Below are 22,401 nucleotides of genomic sequence, written 5' to 3' on the forward strand. Positions count from 1 at the left end.
CATGTCCCAACGTGTGTACGGCGTGGTGGCCCGGGCCAAGGGCGAGCCCGTGCAGGTGGAACAGATCATGGTCCCGGATCCCGGACCCGGCGAAGCCGTGGTCAGAGTGCAGGCGTGCGGGGTCTGCCACACGGATCTGCACTACCGAGAGGGAGGGATCGGCGACGACTTCCCATTCCTGCTGGGACACGAGGCGGCGGGGATCGTCGAGTCGGTCGGCGAGGGCGTCACCGAAGTGGCGCCGGGCGACTTCGTGATCCTCAACTGGCGTGCGGTGTGCGGGCAGTGCCGTGCCTGTCTGCGCGGCCGGCCCCAGTACTGCTTCGACACCCACAACGCGAAGCAGAGGATGACTCTCGCCGACGGCACCGAGCTGTCGCCGGCGCTGGGCATCGGCGCGTTCGCCGAGAAGACGCTCGTCGCCGCCGGCCAGTGCACCAAGGTCGACCCGGCCGCCTCGCCGGCCGCGGCGGGACTGCTCGGGTGCGGTGTGATGGCCGGGCTCGGCGCCGCCGTCAACACCGGTGGTGTGAGCCGCGGCGACTCCGTGGCCGTCATCGGCTGCGGCGGCGTGGGCAACGCCTCCGTCGTCGGCGCCCGGCTCGCCGGGGCCGCGAAGATCATCGCGGTCGACATCGACGACGACAAGCTACGGACTGCACGCGCACTCGGCGCCACGCACACCGTCAACTCCCGCTCCACCGACCCGGTCGAGGCCGTACGCGAGCTGACCGGCGGGTTCGGCGCGGATGTCGTGATCGACGCTGTCGGTCGTCCGGAGACGTACGAGCAGGCCTTCTACGCACGGGATCTGGCGGGCACCGTGGTCCTGGTCGGAGTGCCGGCGCCAAAGACGCGACTCGATCTCCCGCTCCAGGACGTGTTCGGGCGAGGCGGCACGCTCAAGTCGTCCTGGTACGGCGACTGTCTGCCGTCCCGCGACTTCCCGATGCTCATCGATCTCTACCTGCAGGGCCGGCTCGACCTCGACGCGTTCGTGACCGAGACCATCACCCTGGAGGATGTCGAGGACGCCTTCACCCGGATGCACAAGGGCGAGGTACTGCGTTCGGTGGTGGTCCTGTGAGCGGCGTGGTCCACCTGCTGACCGGCCTGCGTATCGAACGTGTTGTCACGCGGGGCACGTTCTCCCTCGACGGCGAGACCTGCGAGGTCGAGAACAACGTATGGCTCGTCGGTGACAACCGGGAGGTCCTCGTCATCGACGCGGCGCACGACGCCGGTCCGGTCGCCACCGCTGTCGCGGGCCGCACGGTCACCGCGATCGTGTGCACTCACGCCCACAACGACCACATCGACGCCGCGCCCGCCCTCGCGGACCTGACCGGCGCCCCCGTCCTCGTGCACGTCAGCGACGAGCGCCTGTGGCACGAGACCCACGCCGACCGCCCGCCCGACGGCTACCTGACCGACCGCGGCAGACTCACCGTCGCCGGGACCGAGCTGACCGTCCTGCGTACCCCCGGCCACACCTGGGGTTCGGTGTGCCTGTACGCGCCTGAAGCGGCCGCGGTGTTTACAGGCGGCACCCTCTTCGCCGACGGGCCGGGAGCCACCCACCACGTTCACTCGCACCGCCCCACCATCCTCCGGTCGATCCGCGACCAGCTGTTCACCCTGCCGGCCGGGACGACGGTCCACGCCGGGCACGGCGACGACACGACGATCGGCACGCAGGCACCACACCTCCAGGACTGGATCCTCGGGCGGAAGTAGGGGCGCCCTGCTCCGGACTGCCTTCCCCCTCCCCCTCCTTTTTCTTGCCCCGACTCACCTCAGGAGACCTGAACATGGCAATTCAGCGCACACTCGTCCGCGGCGGCCACGTGATCACCGCAGACCGGGAACTCGGTGTCATCTCCGACGGCGAAGTCCTCATCGAGGACGGCGTCATCGCCGCTGTCGGCCGCGATCTCGGAGTGACCGACACCGAGGTCATCGACGCCGAGGGCGGCATCATCGCCCCCGGCACCGTCGACACCCACCGGCACACCTGGCAGACCCAGCTGCGCGGCTGCTGCTCCGACATGTCGCTTCAGCAGTACATCCAGGGCTGGTGGCCCACCGCCGTGCCCTCGTACACCGCGGACGACGCACGCCTCGGCACCCTCGTCGGCGCTCTCGAAGCACTCGCCGGCGGAGTCACCACCGTCCTCGACTACGCACACGTCACCAACTCCCCGGAGCATGCCGACGCCGTGGTCGACGGTCTCCAGGAGGCCGGCATCAGGGGCGTATTCGCCTACGGACTCGGACAGACCGAGCTCTTCGCACCGCCGACCTACGACCGGCCGGCCGACTTCGCGCGGATCGCCGCCGGACGCTTCTCCGGCAGCGGCCTGCTGACGCTCGGTGCGGCGCTGTCGGAGATCGGCCTGGCGCCGGTCTCCCTCAACAAGGCGCAGAAGCAGCTCGCCGACGAGCACGGGGCCCTGGCCACCGTGCACGTGGGGGCCGTCTGGACCAACCCCACCGGCATCGCGGAGCTGTCGGCGGCCGGAGTGCTCGACGAGCGGACGGTCCTCGTCCATGCCAACACCCTGAGCGAGGAGGACTGGAAGCTCGCGGCGTCCGCCGGCGTGAAGGTGTCGTCGACGCCGGAGAGCGAACTCAACATGGGGGCGGGCAAGTTGGCCATCAACAACGTGATCCGCCACGGACTCAAGCCCACCATCGGCGTCGACGTCGTCTCCCTCAACAGCGGCGACGTCCTCACCCCCACCCGGCAGGCCCTCGCCTACACCCGCTGGGCCGAGGCGGAGCCCCTGAACCTGCGGGGCGGCGATGTCCAGGTGCCCACCCCGACCGTTGCCGAGGCCCTGGAGTGGGCCACGGTCAACGGCGCCGAGGCACTGGGCCTGGCCGACCGGACCGGCACCCTCACCCCGGGCAAGCAGGCCGACCTCATCGTCGTCGGCGGTCGGCACATCGGCGTCCGTCCCGTCAACGATCCCGTCGGGCAGCTGATCTTCCAGGTCAGCCCGGGTCAGATCGACACGGTCCTCGTCGCCGGCAGGGCCGTGAAAAAGGACGGCCGGCTCGTCGGCGTCGACCTCGACGCTCTGCTGCGTCGGCTGGAGGACTCCTCCCGCGAGGTTCAGGAGCGCATGGCCCACCGATTCGCCACCGCGGTCCCGCCGACCCCCGAGCAGCTGGCCGGATTCCCCGGGTGGATGGCGCACAACCTCGCCAGCTGAGCCGATCCCGCGCTGTGACAAGGGAGTTGCGAGATGAGCGGAGCCAGTCTCCACACCATGCACGACATCAGGGACCGGACCGCCATCACCGGAGTCGGCTGGACGGCCCTCAGCAAGAACAGCGGCCGCAGCGCGTCGGCGCTGGCAACCGAGGCGGGTCTCGCCGCCGTCGCGGACGCGGGCCTGGAGACCACCGACATCGACGGCCTGATCACGTTCTACTGGGGGCAGCGTGACACTCCCGCCCCCGCCGAACTGGTCGCGGGGCTGGGCCTGACCTCATGTCGCATGTCGTTCTGCGACAGCGGCGGCGGCGCCTGGGCCTGTGCCGCGATCGCCGCCGCCGCGATGGCCGTGCATGCCGGGATGTGCCGTCACGTCCTGGTCTACCGGGCCGCGAACTCCCGGTCCGGGCCGCCGCCCCCGGCCAGCACCGACCTCTGGCCTTCGGGGCAGCGGCAGTGGAGCGAGCCGTTCGGCGCCACCCACGCGGCCACCCTGTACGGACCGTACGTGTCCGCCTACATGGACCACTACGGCATCGACAACCGGGACTTCGCGCCCCTCGCGGTACAGCAGCGGGCGAACGCCGCGCTGAACCGCAAGGCGATGATGACCGAACCGATCTCGGTCGACGACCACCAGTCGTCGCCCTGGATCGTCCACCCCTTCCGGCGGCTGGACTGCAGCATCTGGAACGACGGCGGCATGGCGGTCGTGGTCTCCGCCACCGCCGACGCCCGCCGTCTTGCCCAGACGCCGGTCACCATCCGAGCCATGGCGGGCGGCAGCCTCGCCACCCCCGTCAAGGCCCGCACCGGCCGCGACCGGTGGGCACTCAACGCCCTGACCCTGGCCCCTTCCCTGTACGAGAACGCCGGGGTCACCCCGGCCGACCTGGATCTGGCCGAGCTGTACGACCCCTTCACCGGGATGGCCCTGCTGCACATCGAGCAGTTCGGCCTGACCCCGGCCGGGCGGGCCCCCGCATGCGTCCGTGACGGCGAACTCGCCCTCGACGGACGTCTCCCGGTCAACACCAACGGTGGCCACCTGAACGAAGGCAACCTGGCGGGCCTCGGCCACATCATCGAGGCCGTCCAGCAGCTGCGCGCCGACGGCGTCCGCGACGACCACTGCGACGGCGCCCACGACCACGACCGTGACCACTGCCGCCAGGTCCGCGATCCCGAACTCGCCCTCGTGGGCGCCGAGTCCGGCGACAGCGCGCTCATTCTCAGGAGGGCCGCATGACCGGCACCGAAGCCGCGTTCGCACACCCGGCCCCCGTCACGGACGCCGACAGCGAGCCGTTCTGGAGCGCCTGCGTCCAGGGCGAGCTGGTCGGCCAGCGGTGCGGAGGCTGCGGCACCTGGCGCTGGCCGCCGCGCGAGTACTGCCCCGAGTGTCACACCCCGGCCCCCGTGTGGGAGCGGTTGCCCGGTACAGGCCGGATCGTGGGCCATGTGGTCGTCCACCGGCCCCTCGGCCCGGCCTTCGCCGACGAGTTGCCCCTCGCCATCGTGCACGTCGAACTTGACGGCACCGAAGGGGAGATGGTCCTCACCTCCAAGCTCCAGGAAGGCGAGTGGCGGCACGCGGCCGTCGGCGCACGCGTCTCCGTGCGCTTCACCGCCGTACGTCCCGGCCTGGTCCTGCCCGCCTTCACCCTCGACCACGAATCCACACCCGCACCCGCACCCGCACCCGCGCAGAAGGAGCCCCGCCATGACCTCGATGCCGCCTGACACCACCGGACCCCTCGACGGGATCCGGATCCTCGACCTCTCCCACGTCCTGAACGGCCCGTTCGCCACCATGCTGCTCGCACACATGGGCGCCGAGGTCATCAAGGTCGAACAGCGCGAGAGCCCCGACCGGTTCCGCCACGCGTGGATGCCGGTGGACGCCGACCACGACGGCTACGAGTTCCTCGTGGTGAACGCGAACAAGAAGTGCGTCACCCTGAACCTCAAGAACGAGCGCGGCCGCGAGGTCTTCCTGGACCTGGTGCGCCAGTCGGATGTCGTCGTGGAGAACTTCTCCACCGGCGTCATGGACCGCCTCGGCTTCGGTTACGAGGCGCTGCGCCAACACAACCCTCAGCTGATCTACGCCTCCTCGAAGGGCTATGGCGAGAGCGGACCGTACGCCGACCTGCGGTCCTTCGCGACCATCGCGATGGCGATGAGCGGCTGGGCCAACGCGTCCTGGGGTCTGTCCAAAGCCCCCGGCACCCAGGTGTTCGGCCCCGGCGACGAGGCCGCCGGCGTCTCCATGGCGCTGGGCATCCTCGCCGCTCTCTACCACCGGACGCAGACCGGCCAGGGCCAGAAGATCGAGGTGTCGATGCAGGAGGCCCTGATGGGCTTCATGGTCAGCGCCTTCCACGAGCACTTCGAGGGCATGGGCCCCGCCGGTGCCTACATGGAGGCGAAGGACGGCCATGTGGCCACCCATCTGCCCGACCTGACCGACGACCTGTTCCGCCGCTACTCCACCGCCCTCGGGCACCCCGAGGCGATCGAGGACCCGCGCTTCGCCACCACCGCCGAACGCCGCGAGAACCTCAAGCTCCTCCAACGCACGGTGGGTGACTGGATGAGGCAGTTCACGGCGCGCGAACTGTTCGACATCCTGCGCGAGCAGAAGGTGCCGGCCGGTCCCGTGCTGTCGATCGACCAGATCCTGGAGGACGAGCACATCGTCGCCCGCCAGGCCTTCGTCGACGTCGAGCACGCGGAGGCGGGCAAGCTCAAGCTGCTCGCCCCCTGGATCCGCTTCAGCGAGACCCCGGCCGCCATCGACCACGCGGGCCCCGCGGTCGGTGAACACAACGACGCGGTCTACCGCGATCTCCTCGGCTACGACGAGGCCACCATCGCCGAACTGCGCGAGACCGGCGCGATCTGAACCGGCGAGAAGTCCGACGAACCCGAGGCACTGGAGATACGACGATGACGGACCCCACCTCAGGACCGGTCCGGGCCGAGTACGCGATGCTGATCGGCGGCGAACTGCGCCAGGCCGCCGACAAGGCGACCATCGACGCGGTCAACCCCGCCACCGGACAGGTCATCAGCTCCTTCCCGGCGGCCACCGCCCAGGACGTCGACCTGGCCGTGCGGGCCGCCGAGGGGGCCGCGCCCGCCTGGCGACGCCGGGCGCCCACCGAGCGCGCCGCCCTGGTCGGACGGCTCGCGGACGCCGTGGCCGCGCACGCCGACGAACTCGCCCGCATCGACACCGCCGACAACGGCAGCCTGCTGAGCGAGATGCGCCGCGACGCGGACGGTGCCGTGGCGGCCCTGCGCTACTTCGCGGGGCTCGCCCTGCAGACGAGCGGCACGACCCTGCCGTCACCGGCGGGCGAACTGACCTACACCAGACGGGTCCCCTACGGCGTCGTAGGGCGCCTCGTCGCCTTCAACCACCCCCTGCTGTTCGCCGCCTCGAAGATCGCCGCACCGCTCGTCGCCGGCAACTCCGTAGTGCTCAAACCCAGCGAGCACACGAGCCTTTCGGCACTGCGGCTCGGGGAACTGGCCGCCGACATCCTGCCCGACGGCATCCTCAACGTGGTGACCGGAGACGGGCGCGAGGCCGGTGACGCGCTGGTCGCCCACCCCTCCGTACGCCGCCTCGCCTTCATCGGCTCGATCGACACCGGACTGGCGATCCAGCGCCGGGCCGCCGAACAGTCGGTCAAGACGGTGACCCTGGAACTCGGCGGAAAGAACCCCCTCGTGGTGTTCCCGGACGCCGACCTCGACACGGTCGTCGACGCCGCCGTACGCGGGATGAACTTCACCTGGCAGGGCCAGTCCTGCGGCTCGCTCTCCCGCGTCCTGATCCACGACTCGATCCACGACGCCTTCGTGGAACGGCTCACCGCGCGCGTCGCCGCGCTCCGCCCCGGCCTGCCGGAGGACCCCGCCTCCCAGACGGGCGCACTCGTCAATGACCAGCAGTTGCGCAAGGTCCTGCACTACGTGCAGATCGGAAAGGACGAAGGCGCCCGGCTCTGCACCGGCGGCGACCGGGTCGCCGAAGGGGAACTCGCCGCCGGCCTGTTCGTCCGACCGGCCGTCTTCGCCGACGTGGACCCCGCATCCCGCCTCGCCCAGGAAGAGATCTTCGGCCCGGTCCTGTCCGTGCTGCGGTTCCGCGAAGAGGCAGAGGCGATCGCCCTCGCGAACGCCACCCGCTTCGGCCTGACCGCAAGCGTGTTCACCACCGACCTCGCCACCGCCCACCGCTTCGCCGAGGCCGTCGACGCGGGCTACGTGTGGGTCAACCAGGTCGCCCGCCACATCCCCGGCGCCCCGTACGGCGGCGTCAAGGACAGCGGCATCGGCAGCGAGGAGGACCTCGGCGAACTCCTGTCGTACACGCAGACGAAGAACATCCACATCAGCTACGCCTGAGACCCCGGGAGGGCCACCCACATGACCGAGACAACCGGCGCCAAGACACCCGAGAACCCGCCGGACCAGGAACTGCGCCGCTTCGACGAGGCGATCCGCGAGGACCACCTGATCGGGCAGTGGTCCTTCGAACCGCTCCTGGAGGCCGCCACCAGCGGTCCGACCCCACGCGGCAAGGGACACGTCTGGCCGTGGAAGACCACCCGCACCCGGCTCGCCGAGGCGTCCGAGACGCTCGGCCCGGCCGGCCTCGGACGCTGCAACCTGACCTTCCTCAACCCCGGCATCACCCAGGGCCCTCCGGGCTCCACCCACACCATGGCCGCCGGAGTGCAGATCATGCGGGCGCAGGAGGTGTGCTGGTCGCACCGGCACACCATGTCCGCACTGCGCTTCGTCATCGAGGGCAACCCCGAGGCATTCACCGCGGTCGACGGCGAACCGCTCACCATGGACACCTTCGACCTGCTGATCACACCCCGCTTCTCCTGGCACGACCACCACAACCCGACCGACGACGAGGTGGTCTGGCTCGACGTCCTCGACCTCGGCCTCACCCTCGGCCTCAACCAGGCGTTCTACGAGCCCTATGGCGAAGCCAGCCAGCCGCAGCGCCCCCACATGGGCGAGTCGCAGGGCCTGCGCGCCAAGTCCCTGCGCCCGGTGCGGGAACGGCCCCGCCTGGAGCGCCTACCCATCCGCTACCCGTGGGCCGACGTCGTCGAGATCCTCGACGCGTACGGCGACACCACCCAGGACCCCTATGACGGCCTCGCCCTGCGCTACGCCAACCCCGTCACCGGCGGTCCGACGATGACCACCCTGGACTGCTGGATCCAGCAGCTCCCCCCGGGATTCCAGGGACTCAGCCACCGCCGCACCTCCAGCAGCGTCGGCTTCGTGGTCAGCGGACACGGTCGCGTCGAAGTCGGCGACGACACGCTCGACATCGGGCCCGGCGACACATTCGCCGTCCCCAACTTCGCCTGGCACCGCCTGCTCAACGACGGCGACGAACCGCTGCGCATCTTCTCGGTGCACGACATCCCCGCACTCACGGCACTCGGCCTCTTCTACGAGGAACCCGTGCCTGTCGTCGCCGCACATCCCGCCCCGGCCGTCCCGGCCAGGCCCCTCAAGCCCCACTTCCGTACCGACGCGATGCTCGCCCCCGAGGAGGAGCGATGACGCGCTACACCGCCGACGACATCCGCGGCCTGGTGGCGATCCTGCCCACCCCCGCGCTGCCCGGCGCGGACCGCTGGGACGCACGCGACACCGTCGACCTCGCCGAGACCGAGCGGCTGACCGACGCCCTGGTCGAGGCCGGGGTCGACATCCTGCTGACCAACGGCACCTTCGGCGAGGGCGCCTCCCTCACTCTCGACGAGGTCCTCGCCTTCAACGACACGGTCATCCGCACCGTACGAGGACGCGTCCCCGTCTTCACCGGAGCCACCACCCTCAACACCCGCGACACCATCGAACGCGGCCGGAAACTCGCCGACCTGGGCGCCGACGGACTCTTCCTCGGCCGGCCCATGTGGGTCGCCCTGGACGAGGACCAGATCGTCGAGTTCCACCGGTCGATCGCCGAGGCACTGCCCGGCCTCTCGCAGGTCGCCTACGACAACCCCAGCGCGTTCAAGGGCAAGATCGCGCACACCACGTACGCCGGACTCGCCCGCATCCCGCAGCTCGTGGCGGCCAAGCACATGGGCTACGGCGCCATGGGGGAACGCTACGTCAAGGACCTGGAGGCGGTCGACGGACGTATCCGGCTGCTGCCGCTGGCCGAGGACTGGGCCACCACTGCCCGCCGCTTCCCCGTGGAGACCGTGGCGTGCTGGAGCGGCGACGGGGCCTGCGGGCCCGCCCCGCTGCTGCACCTCCGCGACGCCGTGTTCGCCAAGGACTGGGCACGGGCCACCCATATCCAGGGCGAGATCGCCGAGGCGACCAAGCCACTGTTCCCCGACGGCAGCTTCGAGGAGTTCTCGAAGTACAACATCCAGATCGACCGCGCCGAGTTCGAGGCCGCCGGCTACTTCACACCCGGCCCGACCCGCCCGCCGTACACCACGTGTCCCGAGGCCTACCTGGAAGGCGGCCGGGAGTGCGGCCGCCGCTGGGCCCGCCTGCACCAGGCCTATGCCGACAGCCCGACCACCGGCTGAACCCCGACCAGCACATCGACAGAGTGAGGACGCCTTCCCATGAGTAACACCAACCCCACCCAGGCGGTCCCGGACGCCGACACCTCGCCGACCAAGCCGGACGACGCGCCCGTGCACGTCTCCCGCCTCGGCTACGTCAACTTCGAGACGCCCGACGTGGCCCGGCTCACCGAGTACTACACCAAGGTCATGGGCTTCGCCCTGGTCGACGAGTCACCGCAGCAAGTGTTCCTGACGACCGGCGCCGACCACCACTGTGTCGTCATCGAAAAGGCCGAGGCCGTCGCCGGGCGGTCGATGGTCGGCTACGAGATCCGCGAGAACCTCGACGACGCCCAGCGCCGCCTCAAGGAGGTCGGGATCACCGGCGAACGCCGTACGGACATCGGCCCCGGAACGCCCGACGTCCTGGTGCTCACCGAGCCCGCCACCGGCGCGACCCTGCACCTGTACCAGGAGCAGGACCTCAGCGGCGTGGAGCCCACGTTCGACCAGCGGCCCAGCAAGCTCGGGCACGTGGCCGCCTACACGACGTCGACGAGCGGCATGCGCTCCTTCTACGAGGACGCCATGGGCTTCCGCTGGTCGGACTCGATCGGCGACTTCTTCGTCTTTCTGCGCTGCAACGCCGACCACCACGCCGCGAACTTCATGCAGAGCGACACCATGCGCGGCATGCACCACATCGCCTACGAAGCCCGGGACCTGTCCCATCTCCAGACGATGATCGACAACCTCGCCCGGAACGACTACCGGCTGTACTGGGGACCGGGCCGGCACGCCGTGGGCCACAACATCTTCACGTACCACCTGGATCCCGACGGCAACCACATCGAACTGTTCACCCAGCTCGACGTGATGCTCGACGAGGAGAAGGGCTACTACGAGCCTCGCCCCTGGCACGAGCACTTCCCGATGCGTCCGACCACGTGGGAGGCGGACGCCCTGGCCATGAACGCGTGGGGACCGATCCCGCACGGCGCCATCAAGCGCTGAACTCCCGGCGGTCCAAGGCGACTTCATCGAGGGATGGACACACATCGCATGAACAGCAGGAACTGGAGCCTCACCACATGCCGGGCCGACGGGCAGTCGTCGGCGGCTGTCCGCCGACGGGACGGCCGCCTCGTGGTCCCCGATTTCCTCCGGGCGTACGCGGGACTGACACAGGCGCTCGACGACTGGGAGCGGCTGACCCCGCTCCTGCGAGACCTGGACCCGGACGCCCTCGACCCGCTCGATGCGATCGAGACGCTCTCGGTCCAGTACCCGCGCAAGTTGCTGTGCGTCGGAGCCAACTACCGTGACCATCTCGCCGAGATGGGTGTCGACGATGTACCGGAGGGGACACGGCCGTACTTCTTCCTGGTCCCGCCGACCACCACCATGGTCGGCGACGGGGAGCCCGTCCTGATCCCCGACGACCCGACTCTGCGCCCTGACTGGGAGGCCGAACTGGCCGTCGTGATCGGGAAGGGGGGTGCAGGCATCCCCGCCTCCCGGGCCCTCGACCACGTGGCGGGCTACGCCTGCTTCAACGACGTCACCGCCCGAGGCCTGTTGCGGCGAGATGTGGCGATCGCCGCGCCGTTCACGTGGGACTGGTCCGGGTCCAAGGGACTGGACACGTTCTGTCCGATGGGCGCGGTGACGCCGGCCTGGCAGATCGAGGACCCCGGTGCGCTCGCCATCCGTTGTGTAGTCAACGACACGGTCAAACAGGACGGCACCACGAGCAACCTGATCGTCGGCATCGCCGACATCATCGCGGCGGCCAGCCGCAGTTGGACGTTGCAGCCGGGCGACGTGATCGCCACGGGCACTCCCGCCGGCGTCGGCCTGGCACGCGGTGAGCAACTGCGCGACGGCGATGTCGTCCGCGTCGAGATCGAAGGGCTGGCTCCGCTCACCAATCCCGTCAAGTCACGCACCGTGAAGGGATAGCCATGACTCCCGACCCGTCAGCAGGCTCGGCGTCACGGCCGAGCGTGCAAGACTTCATCGATTCGACCGCGATGGGGACGCGTCAACGACTCGTAGTGCTGCTCGGCCTGCTGACGATGGTCGCGGAGGGCCTCGACATCACCATCGCCGGCTTCGTCTACCCCCACGTCATACGCGACTGGGGCACCTCCATCGGGGCGGTCACCGCCACGGTGACCCTCGGTGTCCTGAGCATGGCGGTGGGCGGGGCCGTCGCGGGGCCGCTCGCCGACCGGTACGGTCGCAAGGGCGTCATCATTGTCGGTGTCGTCGTCTTCGGGCTGGCCACCGCCGCGATGGGCCTGGCGACGACCATCGAGGCGCTGGCGGCGCTGCGCATCGTGGCCTGCCTGGGCATCGGCGCCGTCGCACCCGCGGTCGTGACGCTCATCGCCGACTCCACACCCGCGGCCCGGCGGGCACAGATGGTGACCCTGGCGTTCTCCGGCGTGGCGGCGGGGACGGTCGTCGGCGGGCTCCTCGCGGCAACGGTCATCCCGGCCTTCGGCTGGCCCACACTGCTCGCCCTCTGCGGACTCGCTCCCCTCTTGCTGGTTCCCTTCGTCGCCGCTTACGTCCCCGAGTCCGCGAGCGTGCTGGTCGCACGGGGGCGGGATCCCGAACGGATCCGCAACGTCCTGGCGGCACTCGCCCCGGACCGGGACAACTCACACGTGGACCTGACCGCGGGCCCGGCCGACGCCCCGGAGCAGAAGGTGCCCGCGATCGTCCTGTCCCGCCCCTACCTGGCGACGACCCTGTTGATGTGGCTCTGCTACTTCATCCTGCTCGGAGTCGTCTTCCTCATCCTCAACTACCTGCCGCTCATGGTGGAACGCAGCGGCCTGACAGCCGCCCGCACAGGTGTCGTCGTCGGGCTCTTCGGCTGGGGAAGCCTGTGCGGACAGGTTCTGGCATCGTTCGTCCTGAAGCGGCTCGACCGCTTCCAGGCGCTGACGCTGGCCCTGGCGCTCAGCGTGCTGGCCGTCTACGTCATGGGAGCCGCCGTACCAGGTTATGCGGCGCTCCTCGTCGAGGTCTTCGCTTTCGGGCTGTGCCTGGGCAATTCCGCGGCCACGCTGACGGCGGTCGGTGCGCTCGCCTACCCGACGTCCGCGCGCGCCACCGGCCTCGGCTGGATGAGCGGTGTCGGTCGGCTCGGGACGCTGGCCAGCGGACTGCTCGGCGGGATCATGATCGGCGCCGGGTGGAGCATCTCGCAGATCTTCTTCGTCATGGGTGTGCCCCTCGCGCTCGCGGTCCTGGCCGCTGTGCTGGTGGGCACGGACACCCGACGTCGGGTCTCGCCGCCATCGCAGCCTGCCCGAGAGCCCTTTCTCAAGCACAGGTCATGACACCCAGGCAGAAGCCGCGGTCGTACTCTACTTTGCCGACACTGCCGCTCGTCCGTTCGTCCTCGTTGGCGCGCTCTCGGTCCTGATGAAGCTTCTGAATGACAGGACCTGGCGGGGGCCTGTCAAACGTTCGGCTCTGGCCCGTAGTCGGTGGTGACGCCGGGTAGCCATTCGCGGTCATGATCTTGTGATGGATGTCAACTCCCTTATCAGCACGGTGTTTTCCGGGCTGTCGGTGCTCGTCGTCGAGGACGTGGGGGGCTGTGGTGACGCAGTGGTGGTCACGGCCCGCACGCGGGGTGTGGCGGTGCCGTGTCCGGTGTGCCGGACGCCGACGGCGAAGGTGCACGGGTATCACCGCCGGACGGTGACGGACGTGCCGGTCGACGGCCGCCCGGTTGTCGTCCACCTGCGGGCACGGCGGCTGGTCTGTCCGGTCGTGGGCTGCCGGAGGCAGACCTTCCGCGAGCAGATTCCCGGACTGCTGGAACGCCATCAGCGCCGCACGGTGCGCCTCGCCTGGCAGGTATCCCAGGTGGCGCGGGAGTTATGCGGTCGGGCGGCCGCACACCTCGCCGGCCTACTGGCCGTACCCGTCTCCCGCAGCACCGCACTGCGCCATCTGCGACGCCTGCCGCTGCCACAGCAGGCGGTCCCACGGGTGATCGGCGTGGATGATTTCGCCCTGCGCCGCCGCCACCGTTACGCCACGATCATCACAGATGCCGAAACCGGCCGACGCGTCGCGGTCCTGCCCGACCGCGAAAGAGCCACTCTGGAGTCCTGGCTGCGCGGACATCCTGGTGCCGAGATCGTGTGCCGCGACGGCTCGGCCACCTACGCCGAGGCCATCCGCCGAGGCCTGCCCGACGCGGTGCAGGTCAGCGACCGATGGCACCTCTGGCGCAACCTCTACGACAAAGTTTAGCTCGAGGTCCGCGCGCACACCGGATGCTGGACCACCATCAATCCGACCCGCCCTGGTGGAGTACGCGAGCAGACCACCCGCGAACGCTGGAACAAGATCCACGACCTCCTCGGCCAGGGCGTCGGCCTCCTCGACTGCTCCCGCCGCCTCGGAGTGGCCCTGAATACCGTCAAACGCTACGCCCGCATGCCCAAGCCCCAGGCCCTGCGCATCGCCCCCGCCTACCGGCCCACCCTCGTCGACCCCTACCGCGACCATCTGCGCGCCCGTCGCGCGGCCGAACCGGCAGTTCCTGTCACCCAACTGCTGGGAGAGATAAGGGAGCTGGGCTACACCGGCAGCGCGAACCTCCTGGTCCGCTACCTCAACCAGGGCCACGCCGAAGGCGACCGCCCCGTCACCACCCCACGTCACGCCAGCCGCCTCCTGCTCACCGACCCCGAAACCCTGCGCCCGAAGGAAAACGACCCTGCTGGAGAAGATCGTCGCGGCCTGCCCGGAGATGACCGCACTCGCCGATCTCGTACGCGGCTTCGCCACCCTGCTGAAACCGGCCGAGGGCAACAACGTGAAACTCACCGAGTGGATCACGGCCGCCCGCGCCGTCGACCTACCCCACCTTGCGCAGCTTCACCAACGGCCTCGAAATCGACCGGCCCGCCGTGAACGCCGGACTCACCTTGCCCTACCACAACGGCCGCACCGAAGGCGTCAACACCCGCACCAAGAGGATCATGAGACAGATGCACGGACGCGCCGGATTCGGCCTCCTCCGCCACCGCATCCTCCTGCCCTGACAGACACCCGGCATCACCACCGACTACGGGCCAGAGCCACCGGATAGCTCCTCATCGTGTTCAGGACACACTCCCCGACCAGTCAAGCTCAGACCCGGTGCGATCGTGCTCGACGTCGGGGTGAGCCGGGTACAGCGCGACAGGAAGGCCCGGGTCACCGGGGACGTCGCCCCGGCGGCGGCGGAGGTCGCGGCGTACCTGTCGCCCAATCCGGGCGGAGTGGGCCCTATGACGCGGGCGATGCTGCTCGCGAACGTCGTCGAAGCTGCCGAGCGGGGCGTCGCACTCACTGAACAGGTGGCGCTCCCGGCCTAGGCTCCGTGACTGCGACGGCAGAGGTGCGTGGCCCGCAGGGGCGTCCGAATTCGACGCGATCGGCGACGGGTGCCGCGACGGCCACGCTTCCGCGTGGGGTGGTCGAGGGCGAGCTGCTGGGCAATCATGCCGCCCACCGACTGTCCCACCACGTGCGCCGCGGGAATGTCGAGCGCGGTGAGAAGGCCCGCGGAGTCGTTCGCCATGTCGGCCAGGGTGTAGCCGCCCTCCGGGAACTTCTGCGACAGGCCGACGTCCCGGTTGTCGAAGCGGAGGACGTGGAAGCCCGCGTCGGCGAGTTGGCGGCACAGACCGGCGCGCCATCCGATCATGTGGGCCCCGAGGCTCTGGATCAGCAGCAGCGGGGGGGGCGCCCGGGATCGCCGAAGGTGTCGTAGCTGAGCGACACCCCTCCGGGCGTGATGACCATGGTCATGAAAAGCTCCGTTCGGCTATCGGATCGAGCGAATGCCCATGGCCAGCGCAGCGAGTTGGGGCAGGCCGGTGGCGACGTTGAGGCTGCGGTCGGCTGCCCTGATGGGCAGTCAAGCGGGTCATCACCGACCGACTCCGGAGCCGAGGACTCTGATCGCGGTAGGCCGTGGGTCCCGCTGCCGGCCGCGCCCGGGGTGTTGTGGGTGGCTTTACGGGGTGGGCGTCTGGTTCGCCACCCACCAGGCGGCGATCTGGGCGCGGGAGCCGAAGCCGAGCTTGGCCCGGATGTTCTCGATGTGCCCGTCGACGGTGCGCGGCGACAGGACGAGCGTGCCGGCGATCAGCCGGTTGCTCATGCCCTTGGCCACCAGCGCGGCCACTTCCCGCTCGCGGCGGGTCAGCGGGCTCGTGGGGGTGGCCGGGGCAGCCGGTTCGGCGTCCGCGTCGGCGGCGCCGCCTAGGGCGTAGGCGATGGCCCGGCCGGGGGTGGCGTGACGGCCGCCCTCCGTAACCGCCTTCTCGTAGGCTGCCGGGCCCAGGGCCCCTACGACCGCTTCCTCGCAGTGTGTATGGTGCCTGCCCAGATGAGGGCCGAAGGCCAGGATGGTGGTGCCGGTGTCCCGCCACAGGGTACGCACGGTCCCCAGCAGTCGCGCCGCCCGCTCGTGGTCGTTCTGGGAGGCGGCGGTCCAGGCCAGCAGGTCGAGCATCAATGCTGTCCCGACGTAGTCGCTGAAGCCACCCTGGACCTCCAGGCCGTCCCGGACCAGTGCCGCGGCCGCCTTCGGGTCGCCGCGCAGCCAGGCGTGCAGGCCCAGCGTCCACAGCGTGTACGAACTGGCCCACCGCTCACCGTGCGCCTGGGCGATGGCGAGCGCGTGCCTCGCGGTCTCGGTCGCGCGCTGCTCCCGTGGGTTCATCTGGGCGGCGGCCAGTTGGAACAGCCAGAAGACCGCTTCAGGTCCCTCGCGCAGCGCCGCCCGAGCGGAGAGCGCGCCGTCGAAGAGGGACACGGCCTCCTTCCGGCGCCCCTGGAACAGGGCCAACGTGCCGCGGTTGCACTGGACGGACGCACACACCACCGGGTCGTTCAACTGCTCGCCAAGGTGCCCCGCCTCGTCCAGCCACCGCTCGGCCGCCGGGTGATCGCCCTGCAGCAGCGCCACCCAGGCGCCGACCCACAGCGCCCTGGCCCGGGCCGGCGTGGGCTCGGGCGCGGCCGCGAGCGCCTGGTCGAGCCGGCGGCGCCCCTCGCCCAGGAATCCGCCGGCGCACCAGTGGAAGCGCAGTGCGGCGGCCAGCGCCAGGGTGGCCTGCCGGTCGCCGCCGGAGTCCAAGGCGGCCTGCAGATCGCTGTGTACGGCGCGGAGCCGGGCCAGGGCCGCCTCCTGGCCGGGGCCGAACCAGCCCTCGGCGAGGCGCTCGGCCAAGCCTAGGAAGAAGTCGCGGTGCCGCAGCAGCAGCCGTTGCTCCTCGCCGGACTCGACGAGCCGCTGCCTGCCGTACTGGCGGATGGTCTCCAGCAACCGGTAGTGAGTGAGGCCCTCGTGCTCGGTGGCCAGGACGACGGACTGGGCGACCAGCCGGTCCAGGAGGTCCAGCACCTCTGCCCGGTCGATGCCCTCTCCCGCGCAGACACCCTCTGCGTCGTCCAGGCCGAAGCCGGCGGCGAAGACCGACAGCCGGTTCCACAGCAGCCGCTCGGCGGGCCGGCACAGGTCATAGCTCCAGTCGATCAGCGCACGCAGCGTGCGCTGCTGCGGACGGACGGTCGGGCTACCGCCTGTGAGCAGCGTGAAACGGTCCTGCAGCCGGTCCACCGCCTGGTCGACGGTGAGCGTCCGCAGCCGGGACGCGGCCAGCTCGATCGCCAGCGGCAGCCCGTCCAGGTCGGCACACAGCCGACGGACCCCGGCCCAGTTCCGGTCGGTGATCCGGAAGTCCGGCCGGACGGCCGTGACCCGGTCCCGCAGCAGCTCGACCGCCTCGTCCGGCACCGACAGGGGCGGAACGGTGACGACCTGCTCGCCCGCGATGCCCAGCGTCTGGCGGCTCGTCACCAGGATGCGCAGCCCGGCGGAGGACGACAGCAGCCTGCGGGCCAGTTCGGCGCACGCGTCGACCAGATGCTCGCAGTTGTCCAGTACGATCAGCGCCCGGCGCCCGGCCAGGCGCCCCGCTAGCCGGTCGAGGACGGGCCTGACGCCCAGGTCCGGCACCCCCAGCGCGGTCGCGGCCGCGCTCGCCACCGACGACGGCTCCCGTACCGGGGCCAGATCCACCAGCCACACCCCGTCCGCGAAGGCCTTGCCGAACGTGCCGGCCACCTCCAGCGCCAGCCGCGTCTTGCCCACCCCGCCCATTCCGGTAAGCGTCAGCAGCCGCGCCGTGCCGAGGAGACGGCGGATCTCGGCGATGTCGCGCTGCCTGCCCACGAAGGTGGTGAAGGCCGCCGGCAGATTCCCCGCTTCCGCGATCACGCTGGTCACGATCCCCGTCACCTCCCACCTGCCCGAAACCGGGCGCACACGAACTCTTGACCAGCCCAGCAGCGTCACCGTGCCCATACCTTGCCCAAACTGGCATTAAAAAGACTACAACGTCGCACATGGCGTACCACCTGGACTGCGCACGGGCGGTGCCGGGTGCTGGTCTCCTTCCCGCCCTGCCACCGCGGCTCGGCGCGCGCCTCCAGGCAGGCCCGCTACCGCGCCAGGTCCCGGCCGGCCGCGTTCCCGGGTCGGCAGAACGATGCGGGTCACCGCCTCCCGTGGCGGCAACAAATGGGCCGCACGACTGCTGGACGCCGCGCGTGGCCGGCCTGCGGCGGCACATCGGCACCATCCATCTCCACCTGTGGCCTGTACGCGGGCGTGCGCCACGCGCGCTGCGAGGAAGGGGGTCCTCAGGACCTGCGCCCGGCGGCGCAGGAGAAGGCATTCGCCGACGGGTGGCGGCCACACCAGCCCCGGCCGGGCCATCCCCTACGCCTTGGGCGGCAACGCTGTCACCGGCACCGAACCAACCGCCCCGGCCGCCGCTCCGAGGCTGCTGACTTGCCGGGAGCGGGAAGCGGCAGCGCCGGTGGCCAGGGGCCCGGCTTCGGCTCCCGTGCCCGGTCGCCGGCCGGTGGACGGCGAACCACGCACCCACGCCGTAAGGACCAGGTAAAAAACCCCGTAAAAATACCCATGGTCCGGGGGTGTGCCTCGCCCCGATCCTTACGGCATGGACGCCCGCCACGGCGACCATGACGGACGCGTGCCATGGGCCTGCTCAACGCGCAAGCAGTCCGACGCGACACCGTCCGCCGGCCGGGGCCCAAGCTCCCACGTCACTTGCGATCTCGCTCGGCAACCGATCGTTCGCCACCGGCCCAGTCAGCCCAAGGCGGGATACGCGGCCACCCATTGACAGGCGGCCTACCGGCCAAAGCACCATCCACACTCGGGCTCTCGAAAACTCCTACCCAGTCCGGAGCACACATGATCAAGCGAAACACGGTACGCACGAGAAGACAGACGACAACCAGGACTTCTGTTCTCGTGGCGCTCCTCCTGACCCTTCTGGCAACCGCGTTCCTCCAATTCCCCGTGGCAGTCCCGAAGGCGCAGGCGGTGAACCAAACGTGCCCGGGAGGCTCCCAATCGGGATCTGGATCGTCGAGCTGCCCCAACGTGCGCAACTACGACCTTCTGACCCAGAGGCCGATGCCGCGAACCCTGTACCGCGGTGACTCCCGACAGCCGTACGTGATGTTCCGAGACGGCTTCTGGGCGCGCGGGTCGAACAACGACATTCGCTCGCATGTACATGGCGACCGGCACGGTAACAGCAACTACGTTTCGACGAGCGGAACGGAAGGCGTCACGATTCCGTTCGCGCGGAGCCAGGGAATGAACAACCTCGCAGCTGCCGCCCGAAGGCAATGCGACACAGTGCGGGCTTTGAACGACCAGAGGCGGGGGTGGGTATCGAGGATCTTCCCGACAAGGTGCAATGGTCAGGCGGTGACCGCCGAGACCTTCGTCTACCTGATCGACCCTAGGGTCGGCAGGAACGCGGTGTATGTGCCCGATCAGATCCGCGGGGACGCAAACCTCTACAACCACTATAGGTCTCAGGACGAATGGGCCTACATCCACAGGATTCCGCGCGAGGCGATCATGGGAGTCCGCGTATTCCGGATGACCGCGCGAGCGTTCGACGGAGTGCTAGTCATGAACACCATCGACATGAGGTTCAACCGTTTCATGCCAAATCCCAACTATGGGACCGCGACGATCGTCTACAACCCCAACAACGACGGGAGTAGCCGCTTCAACGTCAACACGGACCTGAACACCCCCACGCTTGCAGCTAACCCGTATACCCGAGGCTGCAGCTCAATCAACCGGTGCAGAAGGTAATACCGCGGCCGCAGTACAAGCACGCGATGTCCAATGGCGGCCCGGGCCGAGGGCATCCTGTTCATCCCCCATAACCGGAATCCGTGCCGCGTACGTTCATAGGCCGATCACCGATCGCCCGGCGTCCGTCGCATCAACCACAACCCGCACCCGAACCAACGGTCCGTCACCCGGCCGAGGTTGCTCGGGCCAGGGTCGTCCCGGCCAACCGGCTGAGAGCGCTCTGAGGCTCATCAGCAGGTTGGCGAAGTGAGAGAACCAACCCCCTGGATGAAGGCATTCGCATGGTGAAAAACGACAAGCCAAGATGGCTGCTGCGGGCCGGCGCCTCGTCTGGACGGCGGATCCGCGGTGGTCTCCTCGCCACCTTGACCCTGCTGGTCGCCAGCACGCTGACCTTCGCCGCTCCCGCGCGAGCCGACGAAGACACCGTCTGGGAGCAGGTGGAGGCCCTGGCTGAGCACGAAGGCGCCATCGCCGCTTTCGAGGATCCCAACATCGGGCCAGTCATCATCTTCCCGAAGGACCACACCGGGGACATCGACCACCTGCAGCCACCACCGAACTGGACCGACTCCTCCGGAAGCACACCCACCAGTTGGCCCACGCCCACCACCGCGAAGAGCGCCATCTTCACCAACAACGAGATCAGCGCCACCATCAGCGCGGCCTACGAGGCGGTGCAACCCGAGGGTGACCTGACGTACGAACTCTTCGTGAACTTCGACGGGCCGACCGACCGGGTGGTGGCGCACACCAACGCCCCGTCCTCGGTCACCGACCCTCTGGCCAGTCAGTATTCCGGCAAGCTCGTCATCGACAGATACACGTCCACCGCGCCGCCGGCCACCCAGTGCCATCCAGCGGACGGCACCCTCCCGTCGGGGTATCTCTCAGACCCCAACACCCAGCTGCATGAGCTGGCCAATCTCAACTGCGCCCTCTCGTATTTCAACGACCCCAACATCGGGCCGGTGATCATCTTCCCGAAGGATCACGTCGGCGACATCGACAACCTTCAGAAACCGACAAACTGGACCGACGGCGACGGAGTGGCACCGAGCAGCTGGCCCACCCCCACCACCGCGCGCAGTGTGCAGTTCACCTCCGCCAAGATGAAGGAGGTCACCGAAGCCATCTACGCGCGGCTCGCACCCGACGACAGCAACACCTTCAACACGTTCGTCTACCACGACGGCGAGAGCGACCGGCTCGTGGTGCTCACCGCCGCCCCGTCCTCGCTCACCGCTCCACTGCTCAGCACGTATCCCAACATGATCACGGTCAAACCCAGCCCGACCAACAACGTCCGGCTGATCAACGTCAACAGTGGCAAGGCCCTCAACGCGGCGAACTGCGGAACCGCCGACGGAACCGGGATAAACCAGTGGGCCACGCTCGCCAACACCTGCCAGCAATGGCAGTTCGATACTACGGCGGACGGCCACTACACCATCACCAACGTCAACAGCAACAAGGCCCTGGAGAACTATCACTGCGGAACGTGGACCGGCGCATTGATGGCCCTGGTGCCCCCCGCCGACAACAACTGCCAGAAGTGGGACTTCGCCCTGGTCGACGGCCACTACACCATCACCAACGTCCACAGCGGGCAGGCCATCGACGTGGCAGGCTGCGCGACGACCGACGGTGCTCTGGTCCGCCAGTGGACCTCGCTCGGCAACAACTGCCAGAAGTGGGACATCGTGCCGGTCAACGCGTGATCGCTCAAGCGGATGTGCCCCTGGCCGACGGGAATGAGGATTGCTGAGGTCCTGGCTCCCGCCCCTGTGGGTGAAAACCGTAGGTGAACAGGTGTATCGGGTCCTTTCTGCCCGTCCGTAGTGCCCGGCTGGGAAGTCCCAGCCGGGCACTACGCGCCGTGCGGGCCGGTCGGCGGGAGACGGACGGCTCGTCCAGGCGCCGAAGGCGTGACGCGCCCTCGGTCCGTCACCGCCGCCTCGAACGAGTGCCCCCCGCCGCCGGGGATGCCCCCGGTCCGGGCAGTCATCGCCGACGAGCACTGTGACCGCACTCGCGGTCGAGACCTGGGACCGACACCTCGACGACCTGTTCACCGACATCGGCCACCGCTTCGGCCGCGCCGAACCACGCCGCCGTCCGCCGCATGCGCGACTACGTCCGCGGCCTGCTCGCCCCGGTGGCGCGCAAAAGATTACTTGGCAGGCAACAGAGATGTCGGACTACATCGACAGACACCTGCACGACCGGGGCTTGGGCGCGGCTCAGGTCGCTGAGGTCCTAGTGAGCCGGTTTTGAGTTCTCCCGTCGCCACTTGAGTCGTGTTCCGTTTCGGATCGTGGCTTGGGCGGTGACGGGGCTGGTGGTTTGCGGTC

The 22,401-nt window shown here is 69.5% G+C and carries 16 protein-coding genes and 2 pseudogenes; 16 read left to right on the plus strand and 2 right to left on the minus strand.

What is annotated here, in order from left to right:
• Position 1: 1 nt before the first annotated feature.
• The 14 genes and pseudogenes from ACFU53_RS15155 to ACFU53_RS15220 form a co-directional block, all read left to right on the plus strand.
• Entirely contained in the window at positions 2-1,087 is a 1,086-nt protein-coding gene (locus ACFU53_RS15155; protein ID WP_383991217.1) for an S-(hydroxymethyl)mycothiol dehydrogenase, read from the plus strand.
• Positions 1,084-1,737: an MBL fold metallo-hydrolase gene (locus ACFU53_RS15160; RefSeq protein ID WP_383991220.1), complete on the plus strand. Its 654-nt coding sequence runs from the start codon at positions 1,084-1,086 to the stop codon at positions 1,735-1,737. The genes ACFU53_RS15155 and ACFU53_RS15160 overlap by 4 nt, the downstream gene beginning before the upstream one ends.
• 74 nt (positions 1,738-1,811) lie before the next feature.
• Entirely contained in the window at positions 1,812-3,218 is a 1,407-nt protein-coding gene (locus tag ACFU53_RS15165) for an amidohydrolase family protein (RefSeq protein WP_383991222.1), read from the plus strand.
• A 33-nt stretch (positions 3,219-3,251) separates the two neighbouring features.
• Positions 3,252-4,472 carry a hypothetical protein gene (locus tag ACFU53_RS15170; protein WP_383991225.1) on the plus strand — a complete coding sequence of 407 codons (1,221 nt, stop codon included), beginning with the start codon at positions 3,252-3,254 and terminating at the stop codon, positions 4,470-4,472.
• Entirely contained in the window at positions 4,469-4,966 is a 498-nt protein-coding gene (locus ACFU53_RS15175) for a Zn-ribbon domain-containing OB-fold protein (RefSeq protein ID WP_383991226.1), read from the plus strand. Before ACFU53_RS15170 ends, ACFU53_RS15175 begins: the two co-directional genes overlap by 4 nt.
• Positions 4,947-6,131, plus strand: a complete 1,185-nt coding sequence (locus ACFU53_RS15180) for a CaiB/BaiF CoA transferase family protein (RefSeq protein ID WP_383991229.1) — start codon at positions 4,947-4,949, stop codon at positions 6,129-6,131. The genes ACFU53_RS15175 and ACFU53_RS15180 overlap by 20 nt, the downstream gene beginning before the upstream one ends.
• Before the next feature lie 44 nt (positions 6,132-6,175).
• Positions 6,176-7,645, plus strand: coding sequence for an aldehyde dehydrogenase family protein (locus ACFU53_RS15185; RefSeq protein WP_383991230.1), 1,470 nt, complete (start codon positions 6,176-6,178; stop codon positions 7,643-7,645).
• 21 nt (positions 7,646-7,666) lie between these two features.
• A complete protein-coding gene (locus tag ACFU53_RS15190) occupies positions 7,667-8,833 on the plus strand; it encodes a cupin domain-containing protein (protein WP_383991233.1) in 1,167 nt (388 codons plus the stop codon).
• Positions 8,830-9,822 carry a dihydrodipicolinate synthase family protein gene (locus ACFU53_RS15195; RefSeq protein ID WP_383991236.1) on the plus strand — a complete coding sequence of 331 codons (993 nt, stop codon included), beginning with the start codon at positions 8,830-8,832 and terminating at the stop codon, positions 9,820-9,822. The genes ACFU53_RS15190 and ACFU53_RS15195 overlap by 4 nt, the downstream gene beginning before the upstream one ends.
• Positions 9,823-9,861: 39 nt before the next feature.
• A complete protein-coding gene (locus ACFU53_RS15200) occupies positions 9,862-10,818 on the plus strand; it encodes a VOC family protein (protein WP_383991238.1) in 957 nt (318 codons plus the stop codon).
• 48 nt (positions 10,819-10,866) lie between these two features.
• Positions 10,867-11,766 carry a fumarylacetoacetate hydrolase family protein gene (locus ACFU53_RS15205; protein ID WP_383991241.1) on the plus strand — a complete coding sequence of 300 codons (900 nt, stop codon included), beginning with the start codon at positions 10,867-10,869 and terminating at the stop codon, positions 11,764-11,766.
• A gap of 71 nt (positions 11,767-11,837) precedes the next feature.
• A complete protein-coding gene (locus tag ACFU53_RS15210) occupies positions 11,838-13,160 on the plus strand; it encodes an MFS transporter (RefSeq protein ID WP_383991244.1) in 1,323 nt (440 codons plus the stop codon).
• A gap of 217 nt (positions 13,161-13,377) precedes the next feature.
• A pseudogene (locus ACFU53_RS15215) lies at positions 13,378-14,885 on the plus strand (ISL3 family transposase).
• Between the two features lie 60 nt (positions 14,886-14,945).
• Positions 14,946-15,200, plus strand: a pseudogene (locus ACFU53_RS15220) (hypothetical protein); the annotation flags it as partial.
• Here ACFU53_RS15220 and ACFU53_RS15225 read toward each other — a convergent pair.
• Both ACFU53_RS15225 and ACFU53_RS15230 read right to left on the minus strand, forming a co-directional pair.
• Positions 15,197-15,532 carry an alpha/beta fold hydrolase gene (locus ACFU53_RS15225; RefSeq protein ID WP_383991247.1) on the minus strand — a complete coding sequence of 112 codons (336 nt, stop codon included), beginning with the start codon at positions 15,530-15,532 and terminating at the stop codon, positions 15,197-15,199. The pseudogene ACFU53_RS15220 and the gene ACFU53_RS15225 sit on opposite strands and share 4 nt — an antisense overlap.
• Before the next feature lie 312 nt (positions 15,533-15,844).
• Positions 15,845-18,124 (minus strand): LuxR C-terminal-related transcriptional regulator, encoded by a 2,280-nt coding sequence (locus ACFU53_RS15230; RefSeq protein ID WP_383991250.1) that lies wholly within the window; start codon positions 18,122-18,124, stop codon positions 15,845-15,847.
• Between the two features lie 1,188 nt (positions 18,125-19,312).
• Between ACFU53_RS15230 and ACFU53_RS15235 the strand changes: the two genes are divergently transcribed.
• Positions 19,313-20,044 (plus strand): hypothetical protein, encoded by a 732-nt coding sequence (locus ACFU53_RS15235; RefSeq protein WP_383991252.1) that lies wholly within the window; start codon positions 19,313-19,315, stop codon positions 20,042-20,044.
• 284 nt (positions 20,045-20,328) lie between these two features.
• Positions 20,329-21,768, plus strand: a complete 1,440-nt coding sequence (locus tag ACFU53_RS15240) for an RICIN domain-containing protein (protein ID WP_383991255.1) — start codon at positions 20,329-20,331, stop codon at positions 21,766-21,768.
• Positions 21,769-22,401: the final 633 nt, after the last annotated feature.

Origin of the sequence: Streptomyces sp. NPDC057474, from assembly GCF_042802555.1 — a bacterium.
In the GTDB taxonomy this organism is placed as follows: domain Bacteria; phylum Actinomycetota; class Actinomycetes; order Streptomycetales; family Streptomycetaceae; genus Streptomyces.